Source organism: Mycobacterium sp. 360MFTsu5.1 (assembly GCF_000383495.1).
Lineage (GTDB): Bacteria > Actinomycetota > Actinomycetes > Mycobacteriales > Mycobacteriaceae > Mycobacterium > Mycobacterium mucogenicum_B.
The window spans coordinates 539024-562927 of the sequence record NZ_KB911462.1 but is presented as its reverse complement, the minus strand read 5'-3'; the positions used below and the strand labels follow the sequence as shown (position 1 = coordinate 562927).

Annotated in this window: 30 protein-coding genes and 1 riboswitch; of the genes, 12 read left to right on the top strand and 18 right to left on the bottom strand. The window is 66.8% G+C overall.

Annotation, left to right across the window (positions count from 1 at the left end):
- The first annotated feature begins 23 nt into the window (after positions 1-23).
- Both H289_RS29565 and H289_RS0102940 read left to right on the top strand, forming a co-directional pair.
- Positions 24-1244 carry an MFS transporter gene (locus H289_RS29565; RefSeq protein WP_036419954.1) on the top strand — a complete coding sequence of 407 codons (1221 nt, stop codon included), beginning with the start codon at positions 24-26 and terminating at the stop codon, positions 1242-1244.
- A gap of 133 nt (positions 1245-1377) precedes the next feature.
- Positions 1378-2133, top strand: coding sequence for a fasciclin domain-containing protein (locus tag H289_RS0102940; protein ID WP_020099265.1), 756 nt, complete (start codon positions 1378-1380; stop codon positions 2131-2133).
- Positions 2134-2203: 70 nt separating this feature from the next.
- On the opposite strand, the gene H289_RS0102935 is transcribed toward H289_RS0102940, so the two are convergent.
- The 3 genes from H289_RS0102935 to H289_RS0102925 are packed head-to-tail and all read right to left on the bottom strand — an operon-like array spanning position 2204 to position 5302.
- A complete protein-coding gene (locus H289_RS0102935; protein ID WP_020099264.1) occupies positions 2204-3346 on the bottom strand; it encodes an acyl-CoA dehydrogenase family protein in 1143 nt (380 codons plus the stop codon).
- A 13-nt stretch (positions 3347-3359) separates the two neighbouring features.
- Positions 3360-4160 (bottom strand): crotonase/enoyl-CoA hydratase family protein, encoded by an 801-nt coding sequence (locus H289_RS0102930; RefSeq protein WP_020099263.1) that lies wholly within the window; start codon positions 4158-4160, stop codon positions 3360-3362.
- Complete coding sequence (locus H289_RS0102925) at positions 4157-5302, bottom strand: thiolase family protein (protein ID WP_020099262.1); 1146 nt, start codon at positions 5300-5302, stop codon at positions 4157-4159. The genes H289_RS0102930 and H289_RS0102925 overlap by 4 nt, the downstream gene beginning before the upstream one ends.
- Positions 5303-5510: 208 nt before the next feature.
- Between H289_RS0102925 and H289_RS0102920 the strand changes: the two genes are divergently transcribed.
- Entirely contained in the window at positions 5511-6308 is a 798-nt protein-coding gene (locus H289_RS0102920) for a FadR/GntR family transcriptional regulator (protein ID WP_020099261.1), read from the top strand.
- Here the strand turns inward: H289_RS0102920 and H289_RS0102915 are convergent.
- The 5 genes from H289_RS0102915 to H289_RS29560 form a co-directional block, all read right to left on the bottom strand.
- A complete protein-coding gene (locus H289_RS0102915) occupies positions 6298-8025 on the bottom strand; it encodes a DUF3556 domain-containing protein (protein WP_020099260.1) in 1728 nt (575 codons plus the stop codon). The two genes, H289_RS0102920 and H289_RS0102915, sit on opposite strands and share 11 nt — an antisense overlap.
- Positions 8026-8144: 119 nt before the next feature.
- Complete coding sequence (locus tag H289_RS0102910; RefSeq protein ID WP_020099259.1) at positions 8145-8660, bottom strand: DoxX family protein; 516 nt, start codon at positions 8658-8660, stop codon at positions 8145-8147.
- A gap of 9 nt (positions 8661-8669) precedes the next feature.
- The gene (locus tag H289_RS0102905) at positions 8670-9917 is read right to left on the bottom strand and encodes a WS/DGAT domain-containing protein (RefSeq protein ID WP_036420048.1); all 1248 of its coding nucleotides are present in this window, start codon (positions 9915-9917) and stop codon (positions 8670-8672) included.
- Positions 9918-9996: 79 nt separating this feature from the next.
- On the bottom strand, positions 9997-10620 hold the full coding sequence (locus H289_RS0102900) for an Rv1363c family protein (protein WP_020099257.1): 624 nt from the start codon (positions 10618-10620) through the stop codon (positions 9997-9999).
- A complete protein-coding gene (locus H289_RS29560) occupies positions 10617-11252 on the bottom strand; it encodes an Rv1363c family protein (protein ID WP_020099256.1) in 636 nt (211 codons plus the stop codon). The genes H289_RS0102900 and H289_RS29560 overlap by 4 nt, the downstream gene beginning before the upstream one ends.
- 137 nt (positions 11253-11389) lie before the next feature.
- On the opposite strand from H289_RS29560, the gene H289_RS0102890 reads away from it, so the two are divergent.
- Both H289_RS0102890 and H289_RS0102885 read left to right on the top strand, forming a co-directional pair.
- Positions 11390-12277 carry an alpha/beta fold hydrolase gene (locus tag H289_RS0102890; RefSeq protein WP_020099255.1) on the top strand — a complete coding sequence of 296 codons (888 nt, stop codon included), beginning with the start codon at positions 11390-11392 and terminating at the stop codon, positions 12275-12277.
- Positions 12278-12311: 34 nt separating this feature from the next.
- On the top strand, positions 12312-13142 hold the full coding sequence (locus H289_RS0102885; RefSeq protein WP_020099254.1) for an adenylate/guanylate cyclase domain-containing protein: 831 nt from the start codon (positions 12312-12314) through the stop codon (positions 13140-13142).
- Here H289_RS0102885 and H289_RS32770 read toward each other — a convergent pair.
- Entirely contained in the window at positions 13100-13270 is a 171-nt protein-coding gene (locus tag H289_RS32770; protein WP_090562611.1) for a hypothetical protein, read from the bottom strand. The two genes, H289_RS0102885 and H289_RS32770, sit on opposite strands and share 43 nt — an antisense overlap.
- A 49-nt stretch (positions 13271-13319) precedes the next feature.
- On the opposite strand from H289_RS32770, the gene H289_RS0102880 reads away from it, so the two are divergent.
- Positions 13320-14012, top strand: coding sequence for a guanylate cyclase (locus H289_RS0102880; protein WP_029104727.1), 693 nt, complete (start codon positions 13320-13322; stop codon positions 14010-14012).
- A gap of 110 nt (positions 14013-14122) precedes the next feature.
- Positions 14123-14350, top strand: a complete 228-nt coding sequence (locus tag H289_RS32195; RefSeq protein WP_029104726.1) for a hypothetical protein — start codon at positions 14123-14125, stop codon at positions 14348-14350.
- A gap of 19 nt (positions 14351-14369) precedes the next feature.
- On the opposite strand, the gene H289_RS0102870 is transcribed toward H289_RS32195, so the two are convergent.
- On the bottom strand, positions 14370-15230 hold the full coding sequence (locus H289_RS0102870; RefSeq protein WP_020099251.1) for a phytanoyl-CoA dioxygenase family protein: 861 nt from the start codon (positions 15228-15230) through the stop codon (positions 14370-14372).
- A gap of 36 nt (positions 15231-15266) precedes the next feature.
- Between H289_RS0102870 and H289_RS0102865 the strand changes: the two genes are divergently transcribed.
- Entirely contained in the window at positions 15267-15857 is a 591-nt protein-coding gene (locus H289_RS0102865) for a TetR/AcrR family transcriptional regulator (protein ID WP_502685692.1), read from the top strand.
- Between the two features lie 5 nt (positions 15858-15862).
- Here the strand turns inward: H289_RS0102865 and H289_RS0102860 are convergent, their stop codons facing one another.
- The 3 genes from H289_RS0102860 to H289_RS0102850 are packed head-to-tail and all read right to left on the bottom strand — an operon-like array spanning position 15863 to position 18224.
- Positions 15863-16609, bottom strand: a complete 747-nt coding sequence (locus tag H289_RS0102860) for a class I SAM-dependent methyltransferase (protein WP_020099249.1) — start codon at positions 16607-16609, stop codon at positions 15863-15865.
- A gap of 28 nt (positions 16610-16637) precedes the next feature.
- Positions 16638-17036, bottom strand: a complete 399-nt coding sequence (locus H289_RS0102855; protein WP_029104725.1) for a VOC family protein — start codon at positions 17034-17036, stop codon at positions 16638-16640.
- A gap of 45 nt (positions 17037-17081) precedes the next feature.
- Entirely contained in the window at positions 17082-18224 is a 1143-nt protein-coding gene (locus tag H289_RS0102850; protein ID WP_029104724.1) for a DUF3047 domain-containing protein, read from the bottom strand.
- A 94-nt stretch (positions 18225-18318) separates the two neighbouring features.
- Here H289_RS0102850 and H289_RS0102845 point away from each other — a divergent pair, with 94 nt between their 5' ends.
- Positions 18319-18693, top strand: a complete 375-nt coding sequence (locus H289_RS0102845) for a VOC family protein (protein ID WP_231387947.1) — start codon at positions 18319-18321, stop codon at positions 18691-18693.
- Here H289_RS0102845 and H289_RS0102840 read toward each other — a convergent pair.
- Together H289_RS0102840 and H289_RS0102835 are read right to left on the bottom strand one after the other, a co-directional pair.
- A complete protein-coding gene (locus H289_RS0102840; RefSeq protein WP_020099245.1) occupies positions 18666-18989 on the bottom strand; it encodes a branched-chain amino acid transporter permease in 324 nt (107 codons plus the stop codon). The genes H289_RS0102845 and H289_RS0102840 overlap by 28 nt on opposite strands.
- Entirely contained in the window at positions 18982-19674 is a 693-nt protein-coding gene (locus tag H289_RS0102835) for an AzlC family ABC transporter permease (RefSeq protein WP_286133540.1), read from the bottom strand. The genes H289_RS0102840 and H289_RS0102835 overlap by 8 nt, the downstream gene beginning before the upstream one ends.
- A gap of 95 nt (positions 19675-19769) precedes the next feature.
- On the opposite strand from H289_RS0102835, the gene H289_RS0102830 reads away from it, so the two are divergent.
- Complete coding sequence (locus H289_RS0102830) at positions 19770-20216, top strand: Lrp/AsnC family transcriptional regulator (protein ID WP_020099243.1); 447 nt, start codon at positions 19770-19772, stop codon at positions 20214-20216.
- Positions 20217-20378: 162 nt separating this feature from the next.
- Here H289_RS0102830 and H289_RS0102825 read toward each other — a convergent pair whose 3' ends face one another.
- Positions 20379-20693 carry a DMT family transporter gene (locus tag H289_RS0102825; RefSeq protein WP_020099242.1) on the bottom strand — a complete coding sequence of 105 codons (315 nt, stop codon included), beginning with the start codon at positions 20691-20693 and terminating at the stop codon, positions 20379-20381.
- Positions 20694-20702: 9 nt separating this feature from the next.
- A riboswitch (guanidine-III (ykkC-III) riboswitch) is annotated at positions 20703-20768 on the bottom strand.
- A 144-nt stretch (positions 20769-20912) separates the two neighbouring features.
- On the opposite strand from H289_RS0102825, the gene H289_RS0102820 reads away from it, so the two are divergent.
- Complete coding sequence (locus tag H289_RS0102820) at positions 20913-21884, top strand: NAD(P)H-dependent flavin oxidoreductase (RefSeq protein ID WP_020099241.1); 972 nt, start codon at positions 20913-20915, stop codon at positions 21882-21884.
- 61 nt (positions 21885-21945) lie between these two features.
- A complete protein-coding gene (arr, locus tag H289_RS0102815; protein WP_029104722.1) occupies positions 21946-22356 on the top strand; it encodes an NAD(+)--rifampin ADP-ribosyltransferase in 411 nt (136 codons plus the stop codon).
- 33 nt (positions 22357-22389) lie between these two features.
- Here arr and H289_RS0102810 read toward each other — a convergent pair whose 3' ends face one another.
- Together H289_RS0102810 and ychF are read right to left on the bottom strand one after the other, a co-directional pair.
- On the bottom strand, positions 22390-22731 hold the full coding sequence (locus H289_RS0102810; protein ID WP_020099239.1) for a DUF1801 domain-containing protein: 342 nt from the start codon (positions 22729-22731) through the stop codon (positions 22390-22392).
- A gap of 90 nt (positions 22732-22821) precedes the next feature.
- The gene (ychF, locus tag H289_RS0102805; protein ID WP_020099238.1) at positions 22822-23895 is read right to left on the bottom strand and encodes a redox-regulated ATPase YchF; all 1074 of its coding nucleotides are present in this window, start codon (positions 23893-23895) and stop codon (positions 22822-22824) included.
- Positions 23896-23904: the final 9 nt, after the last annotated feature.

The window sequence follows — 23904 nt, the reverse complement described above, 5'->3', positions numbered from 1 at the left end:
GACGCACCGGCCAGAGTGGTGCGGTGACGCTCACTTCGACGACAGCGCCGACGCGTGCCGCATGGACGGTGGCCGCCGTCAGTTTCCTGGCGATCCTGGCCGCCGCGGGTTTCCGGGCCGTGCCCGGCGTGCTGATGACGCCGCTGCACCACGAGTTCGGCTGGTCGCACGCGACGGTGGGCCTCGCGATGTCGGTCAACATGACACTCTTCGGGGTCACCGCTCCGTTCGCGGCAGCACTGATGGACCGATTCGGGGTCCGGCCGGTGCTGACGGTGGCGCTGGGACTGATCACGGCCGGTTCGGCGCTGTCGGTCCGGATGACAACCGGTTGGCAGTTGGTGGCGTGCTGGGGCGTGCTGGTCGGTATCGGTACCGGCTGCATCTCGATGGGCTTCGTGGCGACCGTCGCCACCCGCTGGTTCGACGAACGCCGCGGGCTGGTGACCGGCGTGCTGACAGCCGCCAGCGCGACGGGGCAACTGATCTTCCTGCCCCTGGTCGCCGAGGTCGCGACCCGCCACGGCTGGCGCTGGGCCTGCCTCATCGTCGCCGCGGCCGCGTTCGCGGTCATCGCGCCCGTCCTCACCGTCATGCGCCACCACCCGCCCGCGCCCACCTCGGCACCTGCGAACGGCTTCCGGTCCGCATTCGACGGACTCGTCATCGGTGCGCGGGTACCGGTGTTCTGGCTCCTCGCAGGCAGCTTCGCGATCTGCGGCATGACCACCAACGGACTGATCGGCACCCACTTCATCCCTGCCGCGGGCGACCACGGCATGCCGACGACCGTCGCCGCCGGGCTGCTCGCCACAATCGGCGTCCTCGACGTGGCCGGCACGGTCTGTTCGGGCTGGCTCACCGATCGGGTCGATCCGCGGCTCCTGCTCACTGTGTATTACGTCGGACGCGGGATTTCGCTGATGCTGCTGCCTTCGCTGCTTTCTCCGCACGCCGACCCGGGCACCTGGGTGTTCATCGTCTTCTACGGGCTGGACTGGGTTGCCACGGTGCCCCCGACGATCGCGCTGTGCCGCGACTACTTCGGTGATCGGTCCCCTGTGGTGTTCGGCTGGGTGTTTGCCGCGCATCAGGTCGGCGCCGCGATCGCGGCGGCCGCGGCAGGCTGGCTTCGCGACCTACAAGGTAACTATGACCTGGCCTTTCAACTGGCCGCAGGCTTGTGCGCCGTCGCGGCGCTGCTGTGTTTCAGCGTACGAAAAGTGCAGGTCAGAACCGCCTGAGCAAAACGGACCGCCGGTAGCTGATTTTGCTGTTTCCCAGCGCCAGCCATTACCATTCGACGGGCGCCACGCCCCGGATGGGGTCTCCCCGGTCGGGCGGGGTGCGCGTCATGAACAGCTGAGGAGCCGAACCATGAAGACTCGCACCAGCAGATTTCTGGGCGTAACCGCGGCCGTCGCCGCCCTGACCGCATCGCTGCCGCTGGCAGTGTCCGCCTACGCGGACCCGCCGCCGCTGCCGCCGCCGACCAACAAGACGGTGGACCCCCAGGGCCCCGGCTGCGACAAGGTCAAGGCGGGCATGCCCGACCTCAAGACGTTGGTCAACAAGCCGGTGAGCCAGGCGCTGGCCGCCATTCCGGCGATCAGCACCTTCAACTCGGCGGTCTCCGGTGGCCTGAACCCCGCCGTGAACATCACCAGCGTGCTGGACAACGGCCCGTACGTCGTGTTCGCGCCGACCAACGAAGCCTTCGCGGCACTGGACCCGGCCAAGCTGGAGGCCCTGAAGGCCGACCCGGCCGCGCTTACGAGCCTGGACTACTACCACGTGTTCCTGGGCGTGCTGGGCAATGACACCGTCAAGGGCCAGCGTCCGACGCAGCAGGGCACCCAGATCAAGGTGACCGGCGACGGCGGCGACATCAAGGTCAACGACACCGCCAAGCTGGTGTGCGGCGCGATCGAGGCGAGCAACGCCCGCATCTACGTGATCGACACCGTGCTGGACCTGGCGGAGGCCCCGGCCCCGGTCACCGCCGCGGGTAGCGAGACCTCCACCTCGACCTCGGCCACGACGGCCACGTCGACCTCGGCGGCGCCGAGCACCACCGAGTCGGCCCCGGCGTCGACCTCGTCGGCTCCGGCCACCACGACGGCTGCGCGCTAGCCAGACAAACGAAATCGGCGCCCCTGCACCACGTTGTGCAGGGGCGCCGATTGGCTTTTGCGGGCTGCCGTTACAGCCCCAGGTCGCGGCCGATGATGTCCTTCATGATCTCGGTGGTGCCACCGAAGATGGTCTGGATGCGGGCATCGCAGTAGTCGCGGGCGACGCGGTACTCCATCATGTAGCCGTAGCCGCCGTGCAGCTGCACGCAGCCGTCGATGACCTTCTTGGCGGTCTCGGTGCAGAACCACTTGGCCTTCGCCGCCTCGACCGCCGACAGGTCGCCGTCGAGCACACCCTCGAGGCACCGATCGATGTAGCGCTCGCACACGTCGAGTTCGGTGTCCATCTCGGCCAGCAGGAATCGGTTGTGCTGGAAGCTGCCGATCGGCTGGCCGAACGCCTTGCGGTCCTTGGCGTATTGCAGTGTCTGGCGCCAGGATTCGCGCGCACCGGCGATCGCGGAGATCGCGATGCCGAGCCGCTCGGACGGCAGATTCTGCATCAGGTGGTAGAAGCCGCGGCCTTCCTGGCCGAGCAGGTTCGCCTGCGGCACGCGGACATTCTCGAAGTGCAGTTCTGAGGTGTCCTGCGCGTGCAGACCCATCTTGTCGAGCTTGCGGCCGCGCTCGAAGCCTTCCATGCCGCGCTCGACGACCAGCAGCGTGAAGCCCTTGTGTCCGGCTTCGGGATTCGTGCGACACACCACCACGACGAGGTCGCAGTTGATGCCCGACGAGATGAACGTCTTGGAGCCGTTGATGATCCAGTCGTCGCCGTCACGCACGGCGGAGGTCCGGATACCGGCCAGGTCGCTGCCCGCGCCGGGCTCGGTCATCGCGACGGCGAGGATCAGCTCACCGCTGGCGATGCCCGGCATCCACCGCGCCTTCTGCTCGTCGTTCGCGAGGTGCTTGAAATACGGTGCGACGACGTCGTTCTGGAGACTCAGGGACGGCGCCGGGCCGCCGTAGCGGGCGAGTTCCTCGTCGATGACGGCGTTGAACCGGAAGTCGTCGGACCCACCGCCGCCGAACTCCTCGGGCATGTTGAACCCGATGAGGCCGTACTTGCCGGCGGCGACGAACGCCGACCGGTCGACCATGCGCTGCTCTTCCCACTTCTCGGCATTGGGGACGAGCTCACGCTCGATGTACTGCCTGGTGGATTCGCGGAGCGCCTCGTGCTCCGCTTCGAAAACTGTCCGCTTCACGATTTCTTCTCCGTCACTTGGATTTCCATACAGGCTGACGTTTCTGCGCGAACGCCAGCGGGCCTTCCTTCGCGTCCTCGGACTGCAACAGGGTCACGAACTCCCGGTTGGTGCGCCGCCAGCCGTCCTTCTCACCGGTCACCACGCCGTCGTCGGCGCCGTACGCCACCCGCTTGCTGGCCTGCACGGCCAACGGCGCATTGGACGTGATCCGTTCCGCCAGCGCCAGAGCCGCGTCGACGACGGTGCCGTCCGGGACCACCTGGTTGATCAGGCCCCAGCGCAGCGCGTCGGCCGACGTGATCGGCTCACCGGTGAACAGCAGTTCCAGTGCCACCTTGCGCGGCAACTGCTCGACGATCCGGAACACACCACCGGCGCCCGCGATCAGGCCCCGTTTCACTTCCGGCAGACCGAATTTCGCGCTCTCCTCAGCGACCACCAGGTCGCTGGCCAGCGCGAGTTCCGAGCCACCGCCCAGGGCCGTGCCGTTGACGGCCGCGATGGTGGGCTTGTCGATGAAATGGCTGACGTAGCCGGCGAAGCCCCAGTCCGTGTGGTCCGGGTGGAAGAGGTTCTCGCCGCGCGAGATCGCCTTGAGATCCGCACCGGCACAGAACGATTTGTCGCCGGAGCCGGTGATCACGACGGCCCGGATCTCGGGGTCGTCCTGCGCGGCCTGCAGTGCGTCACCGACACCGATGCTGACGGCCTGGTTCACGGCGTTGCGGGCGTCGGGCCGGTTGATCGTGATCAGCAGGACGTTGCCGCGGCGTTCAGAGAGGGCGCCGGGTTCGGCGGACACCGAGGTCACAGGAGCTCCAGGATGGTCGCGTTGGCCTGGCCGCCGCCCTCACACATGGTCTGGAAGCCGTACTGAATTCCGTTGTCCCGCATGTGGTACAGCAGGGTGGTCATGATGCGGGCACCGGAACCGCCGAGCGGGTGGCCCAGGGCGATGGCGCCGCCGTTCGGGTTCAGGCGGTTCTCGTCGGCGCCGATGTCCTTGAGCCAGGCCATCGGAACCGGCGCGAAGGCCTCGTTGACCTCGAACACGCCGATGTCGCCGACGCTCAGACCGGACTTGGCCAGCGCCTTCTGCGTGGCGGGGATCGGGGCGCTCAGCATCATCACCGGGTCGGCGCCGGCCAGGACGCCGGTGTGCAGGCGAGCAAGAGGCTTGAGGCCCAACTCTTTTGCCTTCTCGGCGGACATGATCAGCAGCGCGGCCGCGCCGTCGGAGATCTGCGAGGAGTTGCCGGCGTGAATGACGCCGTCTTCCTTGAAGGCCGGCTTGATGGCGGCCATGGACTCGACGGTACCGCCGCGGCGGATGCCGCCGTCTTCGGTCACGACATTGCCGTCCTGGTCCTTGATACCCACGATCTGGTCTTTGAAGGCGCCGGCATCCTGTGCGGCAGCGGCCTTTTCGTGCGACCGCAGCGAGAACTCGTCGAGCTGGGTGCGGGACAGGCCCCACTTCTCGGCCATCATCTCGGCGCCGGTGCCCTGGTTCGGGGTCTGGTCGTAACGGGCGCGGAACGCCTCCGGGTACGGGTGCCCACCGTTGGCGAGCGACGAGCCCATCGGGGTGCGCGACATCGATTCGACACCACCGGCGACGACGACGTCGTAGTGGCCGGCGACCACACTGGCGGCAGCGAAGTGCACCGACTGCTGACTGGAGCCGCACTGGCGGTCGACGGTGACACCGGGCACGGTCTCGGGCCAGCCGGCGGTGAGCACCGCGGTGCGGGCGATGTCGAGTGCCTGCTCGCCGGCCTGCATGACGCAGCCCCAGATGACGTCGTCGACGAGCGCCGGGTCAACACCCGCGCGCTGCACCAGACCGTTCAGCACCTGAGCCGAGAGCTCGGCCGGATGCACGCCCGACAGGGCGCCGTTGCGCTTCCCGATGGGCGAGCGGACCGCTTCGACGATGACTGCTTCAGCCACGGACTTCTCCTTCAACGTTGAATATCGACTCGGTATTGACACCTGTAAAGGCGCCCATATCTGCGAACATAGAACAGAAGGTTTACTAGGTCAACCTACTAGTTGGTAGGCAAGCGCCATTGCCGGGAATGCACGGCTCACGCCGTCTCACATGGTTTACTGAGTTGCCTAACACGAGGCCAAGACAATCGGTTCAAGGAGGGCCCAGATGGCGCAGACTCCGCCGTTGTCGCCGATGATCGACCCACGTACTGTGCCATCCTCGGCCAGCGGCCCGATCCGCTCCCCCAAAACGGCGGAACTGGTGGCCGGCACCTTGCGCCGCATGGTCGTCGACGGCCAGCTCAAGGAAGGCGACTTCCTGCCCAACGAGGCCGAGCTGATGGCCCACTTCGGAGTCAGCCGCCCGACCCTGCGCGAGGCCGTTCGCGTCCTGGAATCCGAGCGCCTCGTGGAGGTCCGACGCGGGTCGCGCACCGGCGCCCGAGTCCGCGTGCCCGGACCCGAGATCGTCGCGCGCCCGGCGGGCCTGCTGCTGGAGCTGTCCGGCGCGACGATCTCCGACGTGACCACCGCACGCTCCGGGATCGAACCCACCGTCGTACGGCTGCTGACCGAGCAGGGCAACACCGCGGCGTTCGACGAACTCGACACCATGCTGGCCGAGTACGTCCCGTCCGGATACGAGACGGGCCGCATGGCCGAAACCACCGGCGATTTCCACCGGCGCATGGTCGAGCTGTCCGGCAACGCGACGCTGTCCATCATCACCGGCATGCTGCACGAGATCACCGTTCGCCACATCGCCTTCGCGATGCGTGAGAACCGCCCTATGTCCAAGGCGGACTACGACATCTTGATGAAGTCCTACCGCCGGCTGATGACGCTCATGCGCTCCGGCAATGCCGCGGCCGCCGAAGCGCATTGGCGCAAGCATCTCGACGTCGCCAACAGCCTGCTGTTCGCGGGCATGGAGGACGTCAAGGTCCGCGACGTCATGCGTTAGTGACGCCGTACACCGGCACGTCGTCGGCCCAGGGCTGCCGCGTGACCATGTCCTTGACCTTCACGTAGCCGCGCTCGAACTCGCCGGTGGCGGCGTCGACCAAGCGGTACTGCTGCGTCTGCCGGTGGATGGGCTGTGCGTCGAGCATGACGATCCGCACCTCACCGGGCTCGAAATGGCAGCGCTCCTGCAGCGCCGCGACGAGCTGTTCATTGGACATGTGGCCGTCGCCGAAGTTCCAGCCGATGGCGGTCGAGACGATCCGCTCGCCGTCGGTCAGGGTGTAGTCGGCCTCGTTCAGCCCGGCCATCGCGCGGTGCGCGAGCGTGAACAGCGCGCGGCCGTGCGTGTTGAAGGCGCGGAACGCATAGCCCATGTACAGGTACATCTGCGCGTTCTCCGGACTGCCGTAATACCGCTCCATCTGGGTCGCGGGCATGCTGGCGATCGCGACGATGTTCTTCTCGATCTTCTCCGAAGCCGACGGCTTGATGCACCACAGCGACGTGTCCCAGTTGCCGGCGTAGTACCGCATGCCCGGCAGGAAAGACACCTTGCGCGGGAACAGGTTTCCGACGACCACGGTGCCCGCGACGACCGCGAACAGCACGAGCGGCCACGGCGACGTCAGGTCCGTGAGGCCGATGTCGGCGTGCCCGACGAACAGCGTGACGACGCAGAACATCATGAAGACGTTCCACTCCAGCGGCACACCCATCGGGATCGCCGACAGGATGCCGAAGTGGAAGCACAGCATCACGAAGGCGGCGATGTACGTCGGCCAGCCACCGCCACTGAAGAACAGCACCAGCGGCACCGCACCTTCGATGAGGGTGCTGAAGTGCGCCATGAAGCGCGACGGGCGACCGGGGCGCAGGTCGTCCGGGAAGTGTTCGAAGAACGCGCGCTTGATGAACTTCGGCCGGAGGACCGGGTTGTTGCTCATCATCGTGGAGATAACGAACGGGAAGTGGTGGTTGAGTTTCGACGTCGCGGCGCCCAGCCAGATCACCATGCACACGAGCTTGGCGGCGATGATCAGGTCGACACCGTAGCCGGCGAACAGGAAGGCGACGGTGAACGAGCCGTACACCTCGCCGCGGGCGGCCAGGAAGATCACCTTGTCGCGTAGGCCCGCCAGCGCCAGTACCCCGAGGATGGCCCAGATGTGCCACATCGGGAGCACGCCGACGTGCGCGCCGGGCAGGACGGGGCCGGTGCCGTCGGCGCACAGCGCGACGACGAGCAGGACCAGCAGCGCGGCGTAGAGCAGCACATCGACCGGTCCGCGCGCGTCGCCCTTGGTCAGCGGGATGCGGCCGGGCCACGGTGGCAGACGAATGGTCTTCGGCCGCAGCCAGTACAGAATCGAGCCCATCGGCGGGAAGAAGCGGTTGTTCAGCGGGCCGAACCCGCAGCCGAGGCCGATGACCTCGAACAGCATTGTGTACAGCACGACCTTCTCGAAGACGATCGGCTCGGTCCACCACGCCGCGACGTTCGTGAATCCGTCGATCCCCTTGGTGGACAACGCGATCAGCCAGCCGGCCAGGATGTACAGGCAGATCTTGACGACGTAGAACAGGTGCAGTGCCACCGGAGTGCCGAAGCCCGTCTCGGCCCAGTGCCGGGCCATGGGGACGATCTTCTGCGCGCGGGTGCCCTTGTTCCACTCCTCGAAGTCGATGACAGGAGTGTCCTGCGTGAGAAAGCCCATACCCGTCAGACTAGAACGTGTTCTAGTCTGACGGAATCAGATCCCCACAGTTGCTTCTGTGGCCCGGGCGCAGACGTTCGAGAAACCGGCGCCCTGGACACCGGGCCAACGGCAGGTGCTCAGACCTTGGCGGGCGGCCGGAAGAAGATCAGCAGCTGCCCGATGCCACCGGCGAGGCCGAGCCCGACGGCGATCAGCAACCCGCACCAGCCGTGCAGCAGGTGGTAGAAGCCGCTGTTGTGGAAGAGCAGGCAGTCCAGGCTGTAACGGCCCGCGCCGATGCCCGCGATCGCCACGGCCGCGACACCCAGCACCAGGTTGTACTCCCAGCCGGATTTCACGATGAAGAAACCGTTTTCGCGATGCACGGTCCACGCGGCCACCACCATCAGGGCCACGAACCCCGCGGCCGGAATCGGCGTCAGGAAACCGACCGCCAGACCCAGGCCCGCAAGGATTTCGGTGCCGGCAGCCAGACGGGCGTGCAGCATGCCCGGCTTCATGCCGATGCTGTCGAACCAGGCGGCGGTACCCGGAATCCGGCCGCCGCCGAAGAACTTGTTGTACCCGTGCGCAGCCATGGTCAGACCGAGCACCACCCGAAGGAGCAGGATCGAGAACGCGTAAGCAGTCACGCGATGAATTTAGCCCCCGGAGTCCAGAACCGCAGACAACCGTTCCACATACGATTCGACATCCGGTAAGGCCGACGGGGACGCATGCACGCTGATCGTGACGGTGTCCCCGATGCCGTGCACGCCGTGTGTCAGCCCCATCATCGGCGACAGCGCCGGACACGCCGTGGTCAACACCACCGGGCACCCGCCGAACGTCAGATCGGCCGGGCCGCGGTTGACGCTCGACACCACGGTGTTGCCGGTGACCGTCGTCGACCGCGCGTGCGGGTCGAATTGCTCAGTGCCCCAACGCAGCAGCCGTGCCGGAACCGCCGCGGTAGCGGCGTCGCTCGCCGCGGCCGCGGGATGCTCGAACCGCTGCCGCCGCGTGGCGAGTTCCGTCTCGATCCGGGCCGCCCGCTCGTGAAAGGGCAATTCCGGGTGCAATGCCACGCCGACGTTGCCGTAGTGGTTGTAGGCCCGGCGGGTGCCGGTCTTGGCCATGGGCACCTCGGCCCCGAGCGCGGTGACACCGCCCAGCTCGGCCGCCAGCGCCTCCGAGATGGCCGCCAGCACGCCGACCGTCACCGTCGGCCCGGGCAGATGCGTACGGTGACGTACCACCGTCCGCAATGTGTCGGGGCCCGCCGGCGCGTTGTTGGTCGGCTGCACTGGCCACGAATCGGCCGGTGCGGCAACGGCACCCGACTCCGTCTCCCGCACGAGTTGCCGGTGTGCGGCGCTGGCCCGCCACGCCAGGTACGGCAGCGCCCACGTCCCCAACCGCGACTCGACCACCGCAGGCACCGGCTGGTCCCGGCCGAAGATTCGCCCCATGAGTGCCGTCGCGCGCCGCCCGTCGGCGAGGGCGTGCGACATCTGCACGACGACGACGGTGCCCGGCCCCTTGTCCTGAGCGGTCTCCGGTATGCCGGTGACGCCGACGAAGACATGCAGTCGCCACGCCTGCACGGTCGCGTCGAGCTGGTCGCTCGCGGCCAGGGCGCATATGGCGTCCAGGCACCCGGACCAGGTGGTTTCGCCGGGTTCGTGGACGACGATCTGCGGGGCATCGGACCGCACCCACGACGGATAGCGCCAGGAATGCGAATCGTCGATGCGTACCAACAACTCTGGGCACGCGGACACGTTGTGGCGTACCGCCGCCAGCGCGGCGTCCAGGTCGGCGGGCACACCGTCGAACCCGCACACCAGAAACATGTCGTTGGGGATTTTCGCCGACATCCAGAAACTCTGGGCGTCGGCGGCCGCCATCCGGTTCACGTCCACCGCCCCGGGATTTGTGCACGAAAATCCGCGCCGACCGCGGAAAATCGTGCACAAATCGCGATGGTCACACCGGTTCGAACTTGGCGATCAGCCACTGGCCCCCCAGTCGTTCCAGGGTCACCCGCGCGCTGGTCGGGGTGCTGGTCGGCAGCTGGTCACCGACCCGGACGATCTGGTTGACGAACACCAGCACCACGGCGTGGTTTTCCTCGACCGACACCGCGGCCGCGGCCGGCACCGACGTCGCCGCCGAGATGTGCCGCTGCTCGGCGCCGGGGATCACCGACTTGGTCAGCGTCGTGTACTCATCGAGGAACGGTGTGGTGAGCAGCTTGCGCGCGTCGGTCAGTTGTTGACGGACCGTGTCCGGCTCATACGACAGCAGGGCGACGGTGCCATCTCTGGCCACCTTGATCACGGCGGCCTGGTCGGCCTCATTGCCGTGCCGCGACGTCAGGTACCACAGCCCGCCCGCGGCAACCGCGAGCACGAGCGCGAGCACCGGCAGGATCCGATACGCCGTCACGCGCGCCCACACGATTCCCGGGTTCGACTGCGGCACAGCACCTTTGGGTGCCGCCGGCTCGGCCTCGACCGCCTCGGCCGCATGCTGTTCCGGCTCCGTCGACTCGAGCTCAGCCTCTGCCTCGGCCGGCTCGTCAGGTTCAGCCATCCCGTGCTTGCTCATTGGATCGGCTCCACCTTCGACACCTTGGCGCTGTCGCCCACCTTCTGCATCGTCAGCCGCACGCGCCAGTAGCGGTCGCGTTGCGGCGGCCCGTTGCCGACCTCGGTGTGCACCTTCACCGCGACCAGGACCACGCCGCCGGTGTCGTTCGCCGACTCCACGCCGGCCTCGGTGACGGTGCCGACCGACGCCGACTGCTGCTGTTTCACCGAGTCCACAACGGCCGTAGAGCGCTGTTTGAAGTCGTCGTAGTAGGCGCCGGTCGAGGTGTCCAACGCGCGTTTGATGTCGTCGTCGACGTGGCGGTAGTCGATGGTCGCGAGATTGACCGCGACCTGCTTCCCGGCCGTCAGGTACATCTCGTGCAGGGCGTCGTCGCGACGCAACTGCAGCTCACTCTGACCGAGCCAGGCCACCAGCGCACCCAGCGCGCCGACCACCAGCACTCCCACGACCAGTGCCGCGATCACCCGTTTATCCCGTTGGGGTGCAGTCGGTTTCAGGAAGGCGAGGGCTTCCTCGTCGGAGATGGCCGGTGCGTCGTCGTCGGCATCCGGGGTCTCGTCCGGGGCGCTCGTGTCGTCGTCGTCCACCTCGTCGGGATTCCTGTGCCGCCCGTGCTCGTCAGCCATATGCCTTCCTCTCGCCGCGCGCCCGGCCGGGCGGCGACACCTGGGCCGAGTCTAGAGACCGTGGGGTGACGAGGGTCCCGTTCGGTTCAGTTAGCACAGCTCGGTAACGTGCAGGAGAAGTGACGAGAGGATTCCCAGTGAGCACCGACGAACGCACTTCCCCGGCCGATGGCGGCAGCGATCCACAATCGGTGCGATTCCGCGGTGTCGACGAGCTGACCCTCGTGGCCGACGAGTGGAACCGCGACGCGGATGCCGCCGCGGACAAGCCCACCATCCTGATGTTGCACGGTGGCGGGCAGAACCGGCACTCCTGGAAGAACACCGGCCAGATTCTCGCGAACGCCGGCTTCCACGTCATCGCGCTGGACAGCCGTGGGCACGGCGACAGCGACCGCTCCCCCACCGCGAACTACTCACTCGAGACGCTGACCGGCGACACCCTTCAGGTGATCTATCAGATCGGCCGGCCGGTGGCGCTGATCGGCGCCAGCATGGGCGGCCTGACCAGCCTGCCGGTCGCGCATGAAGCCGGACCCGAACTGGTCACCAAACTGGTCCTGGTCGACGTCGTGCCGCGATTCGAGAAGAGCGGCAGCGCCCGCATCCGGGACTTCATGTTCAGCGGCATCGACGGCTTCGCCTCGCTCGAAGAGTCCGCCGACGCCGTCGCGGCGTACCTGCCGCACCGCACCCGGCCGCGCAGCGTCGAAGGCCTCAAGAAGAACCTGCGGCTGCGCGACGGCAAGTGGTTCTGGCACTGGGACCCGGCCTTCCTCACCGCGCCCGGCGACGACCCGTTCGAGCGCGCCGAGATGCTCGAGCACGCGGCGATCAACCTCGAGATCCCGATCCTGCTGATCCGCGGCAAGCTCTCCGACGTGGTCAGCACCGAAGGCGTGCACGACTTCCTGCAGAAGGTCCCGGGCGCGCAGTTCGTCGAGCTGTCCGATGCCGGACACACGGCGGCCGGCGACGACAACGACGCGTTCACCGACGCGGTGGTGCAGTTCGTCCGTCAATGACCCGATCGGGGCTCGTCGCCTCGATACTTGAGCGGTGACGGTATCGACGATCTCGCTGATCGCCATCTGTGTGCTCGCCGTGGTGGTCGTCGTCGAGACCATCGTGCTGCGGGTGACGCGCGCCCGGCTGCGGGCCGCGCGGCAGGAGATCGAGGAGCTGCGCGCCCCGTCCGAACCCCGCACCAATCTGCTGCTGGCCGGCGGCCGCGCCGCGGTCAAGACGATGTGGCAGACCGCCAACCTCATCAACAAAGAGGGCTTCGGCGGCGCGATGTGGTCATCGATCGAGGAACTCGCCGGCTGGGCCGAGGTGGAGCGGCCGGACCTGGCCAAGTTGGCACCGACCGGCCGCGTCGCGATCATGTTCTCGGACATCGAAGGATCGACGGCCCTCAACGAGCGCATGGGTGACCGGGCCTGGGTGCGGCTGATCGACCATCACGACAAGTTGGTCGGCCGGTGCGTCAAGAAGCAGTCGGGGCTGGTCGTGAAGAGTCAGGGCGACGGATTCATGATCGCCTTCGCCGAGCCTGAGCAGGCCGTGCGCTGCAGCATCGACATGCAGCAGCAATTGGCGAAGGCGCCGGGTGGCGTCCGGGTCCGGATCGGGATTCACACCGGCAAGTCGGTGCGCCGGGGCGACGATCTGTTCGGCCGCAACGTCGCCATGGCCGCGCGGGTGGCGAGTCAGGCCGACGGCGGCGAGGTGCTCGTGAGCAAGGCCGTGCGAGATGCCTTGTCCGCCTCGGCTTCCTGCGCGGACATCACCTTCGACGGCGGCCGGGTGGCGGAGCTGAAGGGCTTCGCCGGGGACCACCGGCTCTATGCCGTGGGCTGGCTCCCACCGGATTCGGCCAGCCGCTGATGCAGCCGGGCGCGAATATCATCGGCCGTATATGACTCGCGCTTGCGCTGATCGCGCGCGACCAACACGCCACCGGCGACCACGCCCGCGACACCGGCCAGGCCAACCCACTTCCACACGCCACGCATGCAGTGATTATGGCCGAGCGAAGCGCCGGGGAATGTCTAAGCTGCCCAGATGACTGGAAACGCGGTGACAGTGGAGCGGGCGCTGGCCGAGACCCGGACGGGCGACATCTGGTTGTTCCGTGGGGCTTCCAAGCCCGACCGCGCCATTCAGACGCTCACCAACGCCCCCGTGAACCACGTCGGCATGACGGTCGCCATCGACGACCTGCCGCCGCTGATCTGGCACGCCGAACTCGGCGACAAACTCGAATGCCTGTGGAGCGGCAGTCATCACCGCGGTGTGCAACTCAACGATCTGCGCGCCGCCGTCGAGCGGTGGGTGTACGTGTACGGACAGCGGTGCTGGCTGCGCCAGCTCACGCCGTATGCCACCCGCGAGCAGGAGGACCTGGCCCTGAAAGTGGTGGCCCGCATGGACGGCACCGCGTTTCCCACCACCGCCCGGTTGACGGGTCGGTGGTTCCGCGGGCGGGCGCCGGTGATCAGCGACTACACACGCGGAATTCCGTTGGTACATCGTAAGGTTCGCGAATCCGCTGAGAAGGAGAAGAACCGCCGGCGGGCAGCCGGGCTCGAGACCGCGTATTGCGCCGAGACAGTGGCCATCACCTACGAGGAAATGGGACTGCTGGTCACCGAGAAACGGGAGAACTATTTCGATCCCGGGTCGTTCTGGAGTGGTGATTCATTGTCGTTGACGCCGGGATACCGGCTCGGCGACGAAATTGAAATTCTCGCCTGACCTGGAATTCCCGAATCCGTCAATTCATTGCATTCGACGTCAGCGCAGTCGTGCCGCCATTAACATTTGTGGGCAACTACCCGGTTACGGGAAAGCCCTCAGGAGGCGTCATGCGATTGAAAAATGCGCTCGTAGGAACGTGGATTGCCGCTGCCGCAATCGGCGGGGCGATCAGTCTTGCCCCGATGGCCGGCGCCGATCCGGATCCCGATGTGCCCTACGGCGGCGACGAATTCGACCTGCCGCAGCAAGGTCCGAACCCATACGACTTCGGGTTCCACGAGTCCAATCACGACGAGAAGGACACATCCGCCGGCGCCACCGACGTGCCGTACTGATCCGCCTGATCGTCGACGATTAGCCGGCCTGATCGCCGGCGATCTCCAGCAGCCGCTTCGGGTGCATGCCTTCGACCTGACCGATGAACGGCGGGTGGATGCTGTAGCCGAGCATGCGGCGAATGTCTTCTGACACCCGGCGGACGGTGTCGCGAGTCATCGACAGCGTGAAGGCCTCCTGCGGCCGCAGCCACGGCTCGCAGTATTGGGCGGTGACGGCCAGTCGCGGACGGTCGGTGCGGTTGGCGCCGCCGCCGTGCCACAGCGTCCCGGGGAAGAACACGCACGACCCGGCGCTCATCACGACGGGCTTGCGCTCGACGTCGTCGCCGGGCAGCCGGTCACCCCAGAGCTGGCTGCCGGGCACCACGTCGGTGGCGCCGTTGTCGGCGGTGAAATCGTCGATGGCCCAGATGGTCGCCGCGCCCAGCGCGGCGCGAGGCCGCGGCAGCGGGTAGAAGCCGTCGTCGGTGTGCAGCATCTGCGCCTGCTCCCCCGGCAGGATGTTGATCACCTGGAGCATCGACAGCAGATAGTTCGGCAGGAACATCCGGTCCAGCAGTGCCAGCACGCGCGGGTGGTCGGCGATGACGTCGCACGCCGCGGTCTTGTTGAGCACGCTGTAGATGCGCTGCGTCGACCGTCCCTCAAAACCGTTGCGGCCGTGTCGATCCAGCATCGGCGTCACGGCCGCGCGAATCTCGTCCAGCTGGGTCGCACTGAGCAGATCGGGCAGGATCACGTAGCCGTCGCGCGCGATCGTGGCGAGGTCGGCATCGACGATCGCGGGGTCGACGGTTGCACCGCTGCTCTCGGTTCGGCGATAGGTGCCGGCCAGGTCGCCGCTCAAGTCCGCCAGAGATGACACTTCAGTGCTCATTGCTCCACTCCCGCCGAAACATAACCGAGTTCTGTTATGTTTTGGACTATGGCACGTGCCCCGATCGGACGTCAACAACTTCTGACCGCCGCGCGCGACGAACTGGTGCGCGGTAACGGGGTGCTCGAACTGAGCGCACTGACGCGCCGGGCGCAGCTCAGCACCGGCGCCCTCTATCACCACTTCGGTTCCAAAAGTGGGCTTCTCGCAGCGGTTTACGACGACTTCTATCACGGGCTGCGCCATGCCATCGCCGACGTGCACCTACCCGTCGACGCCGACTGGGGAGTCCGAGAACGCGAGCGCACCCGCCGTTTCGTCCTCTACCACTTCGACGATGAGCTGGCGCCGATCCTGCTCGGCCGCGCGACGATGGACCCCGAACTCGCCGAACTCGAAGCGGTCCACCTGCAGACGATGAGCGAGGCCGCCGCCGACAACATCCGCCGCGGGCAGCACGACGGTGACTTGCCCGACGACATCGACGCGGACAGCGCCGGCGCGTTCGTCATCGGCGGACTGCGGCACAGCATCGCCCAACAGCTCCGGGCCACACCGCGTGCCGATCCCGATCTGGCCGCCGAACGACTCTGGCATCTGGTTGCCGCGGCACTCAGCATTTCGTGACGGGATCAGACGGTGCCGCGCGCCGCCCACGCCGTCGCCGTCACGGTGAACGGCCCGTCGCCAAGACGTTCGCGCGCAACGGTTTCCAGCCTGCCGCGTCCCTCGTCATCGAGGCGCTGGACGTAGTCCCCGGCCGGTCCGACACCGAACGTGTACGGCTCCCACCACTCCTCGAAGCTCTGGTGCAGCACATCGATGACGATGGCGTCCTCCACCACGTCGCGTAGCCCGGCGGCGTCGAAGATCTCGGTGAGGTGGCCTTTGTGCGCGCCGGACAGCAGCGCCTCGTCCTGCGCGTCGGGGTCGATCACGTGGACGGCGTCCCAGAACGGTGCCAGCGCACCCGTCGGGCCGTCCCACACGCACGCCGCGACGACGCCGCCGGGCCGGGTCACCCGCGCCATCTGCCTGATGCCGGCGACGGGATCGGTCATGAAATGCACCACCAGTTGGGCGAGCGCGGCGTCGAAAGTCGCAGTGTCGTAAGGCAGTTCCTCAGCGGTCCCGAGGCGGGCGTCGAGCGCAGGGAACCGCGCCTGGATCGCATCGACGAACGGTGGTGACGGATCGATGGCCGCGACCTCGGCGCCCGCCGCCAACAGCCGCGCTGTCAGCGCGCCGGGTCCGCTGCCGACGTCGAGCACCTTCGCTCCGGCCGTGATCCCGGCGAACGCGCCGAAGACGTCCGCGAGCGGCTCGGCGTATCGGCCCATGTAGCGGCCGTACGCGTCCGGCGAGACGACGAAGCTCACCAGCAAATGCTAAGCCGCATCGCAGCGACTACGCCCCGAATTTGGCCTTGGCATCGTCTCTCACCGGCGTGAAGAGGTTGACGAGGTTGCCGTCGGGATCGCGGAACAACAGCGACCGGTTACCCCACGGCATGGTGGTGGGCTCGGTGACGACCTCGTCCAACCGACTTCGCAGCCGTTCGTACTCCGCGTCGACGTCGGTCACGATGAACTCGATGATGGCGCTCCGGTTGGCCGCGGGTTCGGCGGAACCCGCCCCGAACAGGGGCACGGTCTTGTCGCTGCCGATCGCCAAAGTGCCCACCGGCGTGGGGATTTCCGCGAATAGCTCATTGGCCCAGACGGCCTCGACCCCGGTCACCAATTCATAGAAGCCGACCAGGCTCGGCACGTCGGCGGTGATGATGCGGGTGGAAACAAGCTTCATGCCGCGCACGATATCGGCGACCACCGACAAGCTCGTCGAACCGAGCTAGATGGCCGTCACCTCGGAACCATTACGGAGCTCGATATCGCGGAACGCCCCGATGGCCGAGCCGTGTTGGTTGAGGCTGACGGCGATGAGCCACACCGCGACGATCCGCCTCGGCGCCTCGCCGCCGATGGCAGAACGCGCGTCAGTGAGCACCGGCCGTTCATCGGTGACCCAACTGCCCAGTTCCGACGATCCGCTGCGGACCACGATGTGCGTCTCACGGTGGCGCCAGTGGTCGAGCGGGCACCGATAAGCCAGCCCCAGCGGCAGCGTCGAACTCCACTGCCAGGTGAGGTCGCGCCCGTCGTCGAACTCGGCGGCGATGCTCACGTAGTCGTGGGTGAACATCGTGTTCTCGGGCAACGACGACGGCAGCCGGTCGACGCGCCACGACCAGCGCAGGCTGACTTGATCGGTCAGGTCCAGCTCGACGGGGCGACGGATGATTCCGGCAGTATCGTCGCAGGCGACCGTGATGGTGTCGGCGGTACTCGCGTATACGTCCTCGTGCCCGAGCAGCGGGTGGTGGGACCAGCCGGGCGGCGGTTCGGGTGGCGCAGACAGCCGCTCGTGCTCGACGGCGCACAGTCCCGAAGAGTCAAGGGCGGCAAACCGTTTCAGCTCAGTCAGGGGGTCGGACGCATCAGGCCACACGACGACGACGGCGGTAAAGCCGCCGCGCATCGCGCCGAACGGGATGCGGTCGGCCTTGAACTCGCCGTCCGGCTGTAACTCGGCGGGCAGTCGGCCGCCGAAAAGCACCTCGCCGTCGCAGTCTGCGGTGAACGTGTACGTGGGACGCGCGCTCATCTGCACAGGTCCGTCGCCGACGCGGCAGAGCATCCCGAAGCTCGGCCCGGTCCCGATGCCGCGCCGCGTCATTGCGTACGCCCGCCCCCAGGCCAGCCACGTGACGCGGTCGCCCTTTTCGACCCGTATCCCGCTCGGCGTCCACGGTCGCCGGTTGACCGGAATGTCAACGAGGCGTTGGTCTTTGGTCGAGCCGACGAATCGACTCAACAGCTTCGGCCCGTCGACCGGCGGTTGGCCAGCCGGCGGTCGCGCCCCGGCCATTGCTTTCGCGGAAGTCAGCGAATCCTGAAGGACCGCGCGCACCGACCTGTCTGTGAAGACGTCCACGCAGACAATTGAACGCTTCCTCACACCCGCCGCCAAGCGCATGATTGGTCCGCAGAGGGAGGGGCGTGCCGCGGTGCCGAACCAATGGTCGGGAGTGACGATCGACTGTGTCGACCCGGTCCGCATGTCGACGTTCTGGGGACAGCTGCTCGGCATCGAGCCTTCCTACGAACACGGCGACGACCCCGGCTGGGCGACTCTCGGTTCCCGGAATGGTCCGACGCCGCGACTCACCTTCCAGCGGGTACCGGAGGCCAAGGCGACGAAGGTGCGCATTCACCTGGACGTCGAAGTCGCGGACATCGATGAGGGTCGCCGGCATGTCGAGGATCTCGGTGGAACCTGGTCAGGCACTCGGCACGACTATGACGAGGGCATCGTTCTCGTCATGTTCGACCCCGAAGGTCACGAGTTCTGCCTGGTGCAGTACTTCGGACAGGATCAGAACGAATTCACCAGCAGCACATAGACGAGGGTCCCGGCGCCGACACTGAGCAGCGTCCGCCGGCCACCAATGAGGTGGGCCGCGATGGTGATTGCCACACCGATCACCGCATACGCCAGGTGCTTTGCGTCGCCGGAGACCGAACGGAACGTGGCGGCAGCGAGAATCATGACGATGCCGACCGGCATCCAGGCGGCCATCGTGTTGACGAAGCGGGACTTGCGCAGCGGCTGAAGGATCGCGAAGGGCACGGCGCGCAGGGCCAGATTGATGACGAAGACGGTCGCCAGCACGGCCGCGAGGTACTTCAGGTCAAGCATCGACGGCCACCTGCCGCCGCACCAACAGATAGCGCGCCACGAGCGTGGCGATGAACAGCAGCAGCCCGACGAACAACGCCGCGTGCGGCGCAACCACGATCGCGATTGAGAAGCTCAGGGCGGCGAGCAGGAGCGACGGCACGCCGTCGCGAGAGCGACAGGCGTCAAGTGTCAACGTGACGAACAGTGCGCACAAAGCGAATTCGAGCCCTTCGATGCGCGCCGGCAACATCGAGCCGAGCAGGACGCCCGTCAGACCGCCGCCGACCCAGTAGCACTGGAACGCGGCTTGCATCGTGACCAGGCGCCACGACGTCCAGCCGCGCGGGTTGGCGGCGGTCACCGCGTACGCCTCGTCCACGAGGGTGTAGACGGAGTAGGCCCGGGCGAACCGGTTCCGCACGACGTGCAGCGGGAAGGTGAACGCGTAGAAGATGTGGCGGAAGTTCACGAGGAACGCCGTCAGTGCGATGGTCGCCAGTGGAGTGACCGCGACGATCATGCCGATCAGCAGCAGCTCCAACGACCCGGCGAAGCAGGCGATGGACAGTGCCGGGGCGACCCACCAGGGCAGGCCAGCCTGGATGACCAGCAGGCCGAAGGCGACGCCGATCGGATACATGCCGAGTCCGGCTGCCAGCGAGGCCCGCACGCCCGCGGCGACCTCCGCTTTCCGAGAAGTCACCACCGCAGCATCCATGACAACAATGATCCCAGGTCAGCTGCAGAATTTGGTTGCCACTTACTGCGCCCGGAGCCTGCGGTGAGCAATAATTGGTCATGGATAGTCTCGACACAGCAATAATCGACGTCCTGCGCGAAGACGGCCGGATCGCGAACGTCGCCCTCGCTGAAAGAGTCGGGCTCACGCCGGGGCCGTGCTTGCGGCGGGTGCAGCGGCTCGAAGCCGACGGCGTCATCGTCGGCTACCAGGCACTGATCTCACCCGCCGCCGCGAACCAGAGTTTCGAGGTGCTGCTCGACGTCGAGATCACCGACTTCGACATGAAGAGCATCGAAAAGTTCGAGGCCACGATGGCCGAGTACCCGCAGGTGCTCGAACTCCACCGGCTGTTCGGTTCGCCTGACTATCTCGTCCGCGTCGCCGTTGCGGACCTGCCCGCGTACGAGCAGTTCCTGACGAGCAAGGTGCTCGCGATCCCCGGCATCCACCGCGTCTCGTCACGGTTCCCGATGAAGACGATCAAGTCGCTGCGGCCGCTGTGACACGCCGAGCGGCCCGCTCGGCGTGTCGGCTCTCCCTGCGGCACTTGCGATCTGGAGCTGTCAGCATCGGCTGACAATGTTCGGTTTTTTGACAATGTCGCCGTGTGTGACAGCTCCAGATCGACGATGCCGTGGAGACTCGAGCGACTCCAACGCCTTTCGTCAGTGCACGAGCTTGAGCCCGACGACGCCGCCGATGATCAGCGTCAAGAACACGACCTTGAGGACCGACGTCGGCTCATCCCCGGCGGCCATCGCATAGACCACAGTGAGGACCGCACCGATGCCGACCCAGACGGCGTACGCGGTGCCGACCGGCAGGTCACGCATGGCGTAGGCCAAGCCGGCCATGCTGGCGATGAGCGCGACCGCGAACACGATGCTGGGCGAGAGCTTGCTGAACCCCTCGGACTTGCCCATCGCGGTGGCCCATACCGCTTCGAGGACACCGGACAAGACCAGAACGAGCCACGACATGATGTTTCTCCCGGGCCGTCTTGTCGCACACCGGGTACGGCACCCATCGTCCGGAAGCCTGCGTTAAGGCTCTGTTACCAAGTTCTCACAGGGGCAGGCGGGTGGCAATGTCAGGTCGGTCACCACCTACGTCGAACGTGGGGCTTTACGAGGCATTCTGGGCGTGTCTTCGCGCAAAGCCCCACGCTCGATGGCACCCCTGACGCCGATAATCGGTAGATGATCACCACACGCCTGACCGATCGCCTCGGGATTCAGCATCCGATCGTCTCGGCGCCCATGGCGTTGGCCGCGGGCGGTGCACTGGCCGCGGCGGTCAGTCGGGCCGGCGGGCTGGGCCTCATCGGCGGCGGCTACGGCGACTCCGATTGGGTCCGTGCACAATTCGCGGCCGCCGGCCCGGAGCGGGTCGGCGTCGGATTCATCACGTGGTCGGCGCAGCGCTCACCCAGCGTAGTGGCCGAAGCGCTCGAATTCCGTCCGGCCGCGGTGATGTTGTCGTTCGGCGACCCCGGAGTCTTCGCCACCCAGGTCAAAGACGTTGGCGCCGTGCTCATTTGCCAATGCCAGAACCTTGATCACGTCGAGCGGGCGATACATGTGGGTGCCGACGTCGTCGTCGCGCAGGGTGCCGAGGCGGGTGGCCACGGTTCCCTGCGCGGGACGCTGAGCCTCGTCCCGGAGGTCGCCGACTTCCTCGCTGCCCGCTCCCCCGATACCCTGCTGCTCGCGGCCGGCGGAATCGCCGACGGCCGGGCGCTGGCCGCCTCGCTCATCTTGGGCGCCGACGGCGTGTTGATCGGCACCCGACTGTGGGCTGCCGACGAAGCGCTGGTGCATCCGCGTCACCGTCAAGCGATCGTCGAGTCCGACGGGGACAGCACAATTCGCACGACGGCGGGCGACGTCGTCCGCGGAATCAACTGGCCGCCGGAATTCACCATGCGGATGCGGCGCAACGCATTTACCGATCGGTGGCACGGCGACGAGAAGACATTGGCGGCCAACGCCGACATCGAGGGTCCGCGATACCGCACCGCCTTCGCCGACGGCGATGCTGACAACGCCGGGGTCGTGTTCGGCGAAGCCGCCGGGCTCATCCACTCGATCGAGCCAGCGGCTGCGATCGTCGAGCGCATCGTCGAGGAGGCGGCGCGGCTGTTGCGGTCCGGCGCCGACTACACGGTGTAGCCGGACCTCCGCACCCCGGCACGCACAAGCGCGACGGCACCCGAGTTTGTAACCTGTCGAGATGACAGAGCCTTTGGACGACGGGCCCTTCTTTCACGGCACGAAGGCCGATCTGCAAGTGGGAGAACTTCTTACGGCCGGTTTCCGGTCCAACTACCGGCCCGAGATCGTGATGAACCACATCTACTTCACCGCGTTGCGCGACGGTGCCGGCCTCGCCGCCGAGCTCGCCGCCGGCGAGGGTGAGCCGCGGGTCTATTCCGTGGAACCGACCGGGGAATTCGAGAACGATCCCAACGTCACCGACAAGAAGTTCCCCGGCAATCCCACCCGGTCGTACCGCAGCACGGCCCCGCTCCGGATCGTCAGCGAGGTCACGGACTGGAGGCGGCTGACACCTGAGGAGCTCCAGATGTGGCGTGACCGATTGGCGGCAGTTCACGCCGACAACCGCGGCGAGATCATCAACTGAGCAACCGGCCCCTGGGACCGGTCGCCCGGCGCGCTAACTGCGGTTGGCCGTCACAGCCTCGCGAATCAACGCTTTGAACGCGTCGGCATCCAGTTCGTCGCCTTCGTGCAGATCGATGGCGCGCCGGGTTCCCGCATCAAGACTGGCGTTGAACAACTTCGCCGGGTCCTTCAGGGACGCACCCTTGGCGAAGGTCATCTTGACCTTGTCCTTGTACGTCTCCACCGTGCAGATCAGTCCGTCCAGTGAAAACGTCGGCACGCCATCAGGATTCGAGGGCTTGCGCCACTTGAACTCCTCGACGACATCCGGTTCCGCTTGCTTGATCAAAGACCGCAGCTCGTCGACCAGGTCGGTGCACCAATCCCCACTCACAGCTGTGAATCTATGTCATCGAATGTGCGGAAGATTGCGAGATTTCGCGAAAATCTCGCAATCTTCTCCACTTTCGGCGCGCTGCCGGGGCTACACGTTGAAGCGGAACTCCACGACATCCCCGTCAACCATGACGTAGTCCTTGCCTTCCATCCGGACCTTGCCGGCGGCTTTGGCGGCAGCCATGGAGCCGGCTTCGACCAGGTCGTCGAAAGCGACGATCTCGGCCTTGATGAAGCCCTTCTCGAAGTCGGTGTGGATGACGCCGGCCGCCTTGGGCGCGGTGTCGCCCTGGTGGATGGTCCACGCCCGCGACTCCTTGGGCCCCGCGGTCAGGTAGGTCTGCAACTTCAGCGTCCGAAAACCGGCGCGCGCCAACGCATCCAGGCCACGCTCGGTCTGGCCGATGGACTCGAGCAGCTCGGCGGCGGACTCGTCGTCGAGCTCCAGCAGCTCGGCCTCGATCTTGGCGTCCAGGAACACGGCCTCGGCCGGCGCGACCATCGCGGTCAGCTCGGCCTTGCGGGCCTCGTCGGTCAGCACCGACTCGTCGGCGTTGAAGACGTACAGGAACGGCTTGACGGTCATCAGGTTCAACTCGCGCAGGATCGACCAGTCCTGTCCGGTGGAGAACAGCGTCTTGCCCTCGTTGAAGATCGCCTGGGCGGCGACCACCGCATCGAGAACCGGCTTGCGGTCCTTGTTGGTGCGGGCTTCCTTCTCCAGCCGCGGCAGCGCCTTCTCGAGCGTCTGCATGTCGGCGAGGATCAGCTCCGTCTCGATGACCTCGATGTCGGACTTGGGGTCGACGCGGCCGTCGACGTGCACGACGTCGTCGTCGGCGAAGGCGCGCACCACCTGACAGATGGCGTCGGCCTCGCGGATGTTGGCCAGGAACTTGTTGCCCAGGCCCGCGCCCTCGGACGCGCCTTTGACGATGCCGGCGATGTCGACGAACGTCACGGGCGCCGGGACGGTCTTCTCGGAGCCGAAGATTTCGGCGAGCTTGTCGAGCCGCGGGTCGGGCAGCGGTACGACACCCTCGTTGGGTTCGATCGTTGCGAACGGATAATTAGCCGCGAGCACGTCATTACGTGTCAACGCGTTGAACAACGTCGACTTCCCGACGTTCGGCAGACCGACGATTCCCAGGTTCAGACCCACGAGTTCATT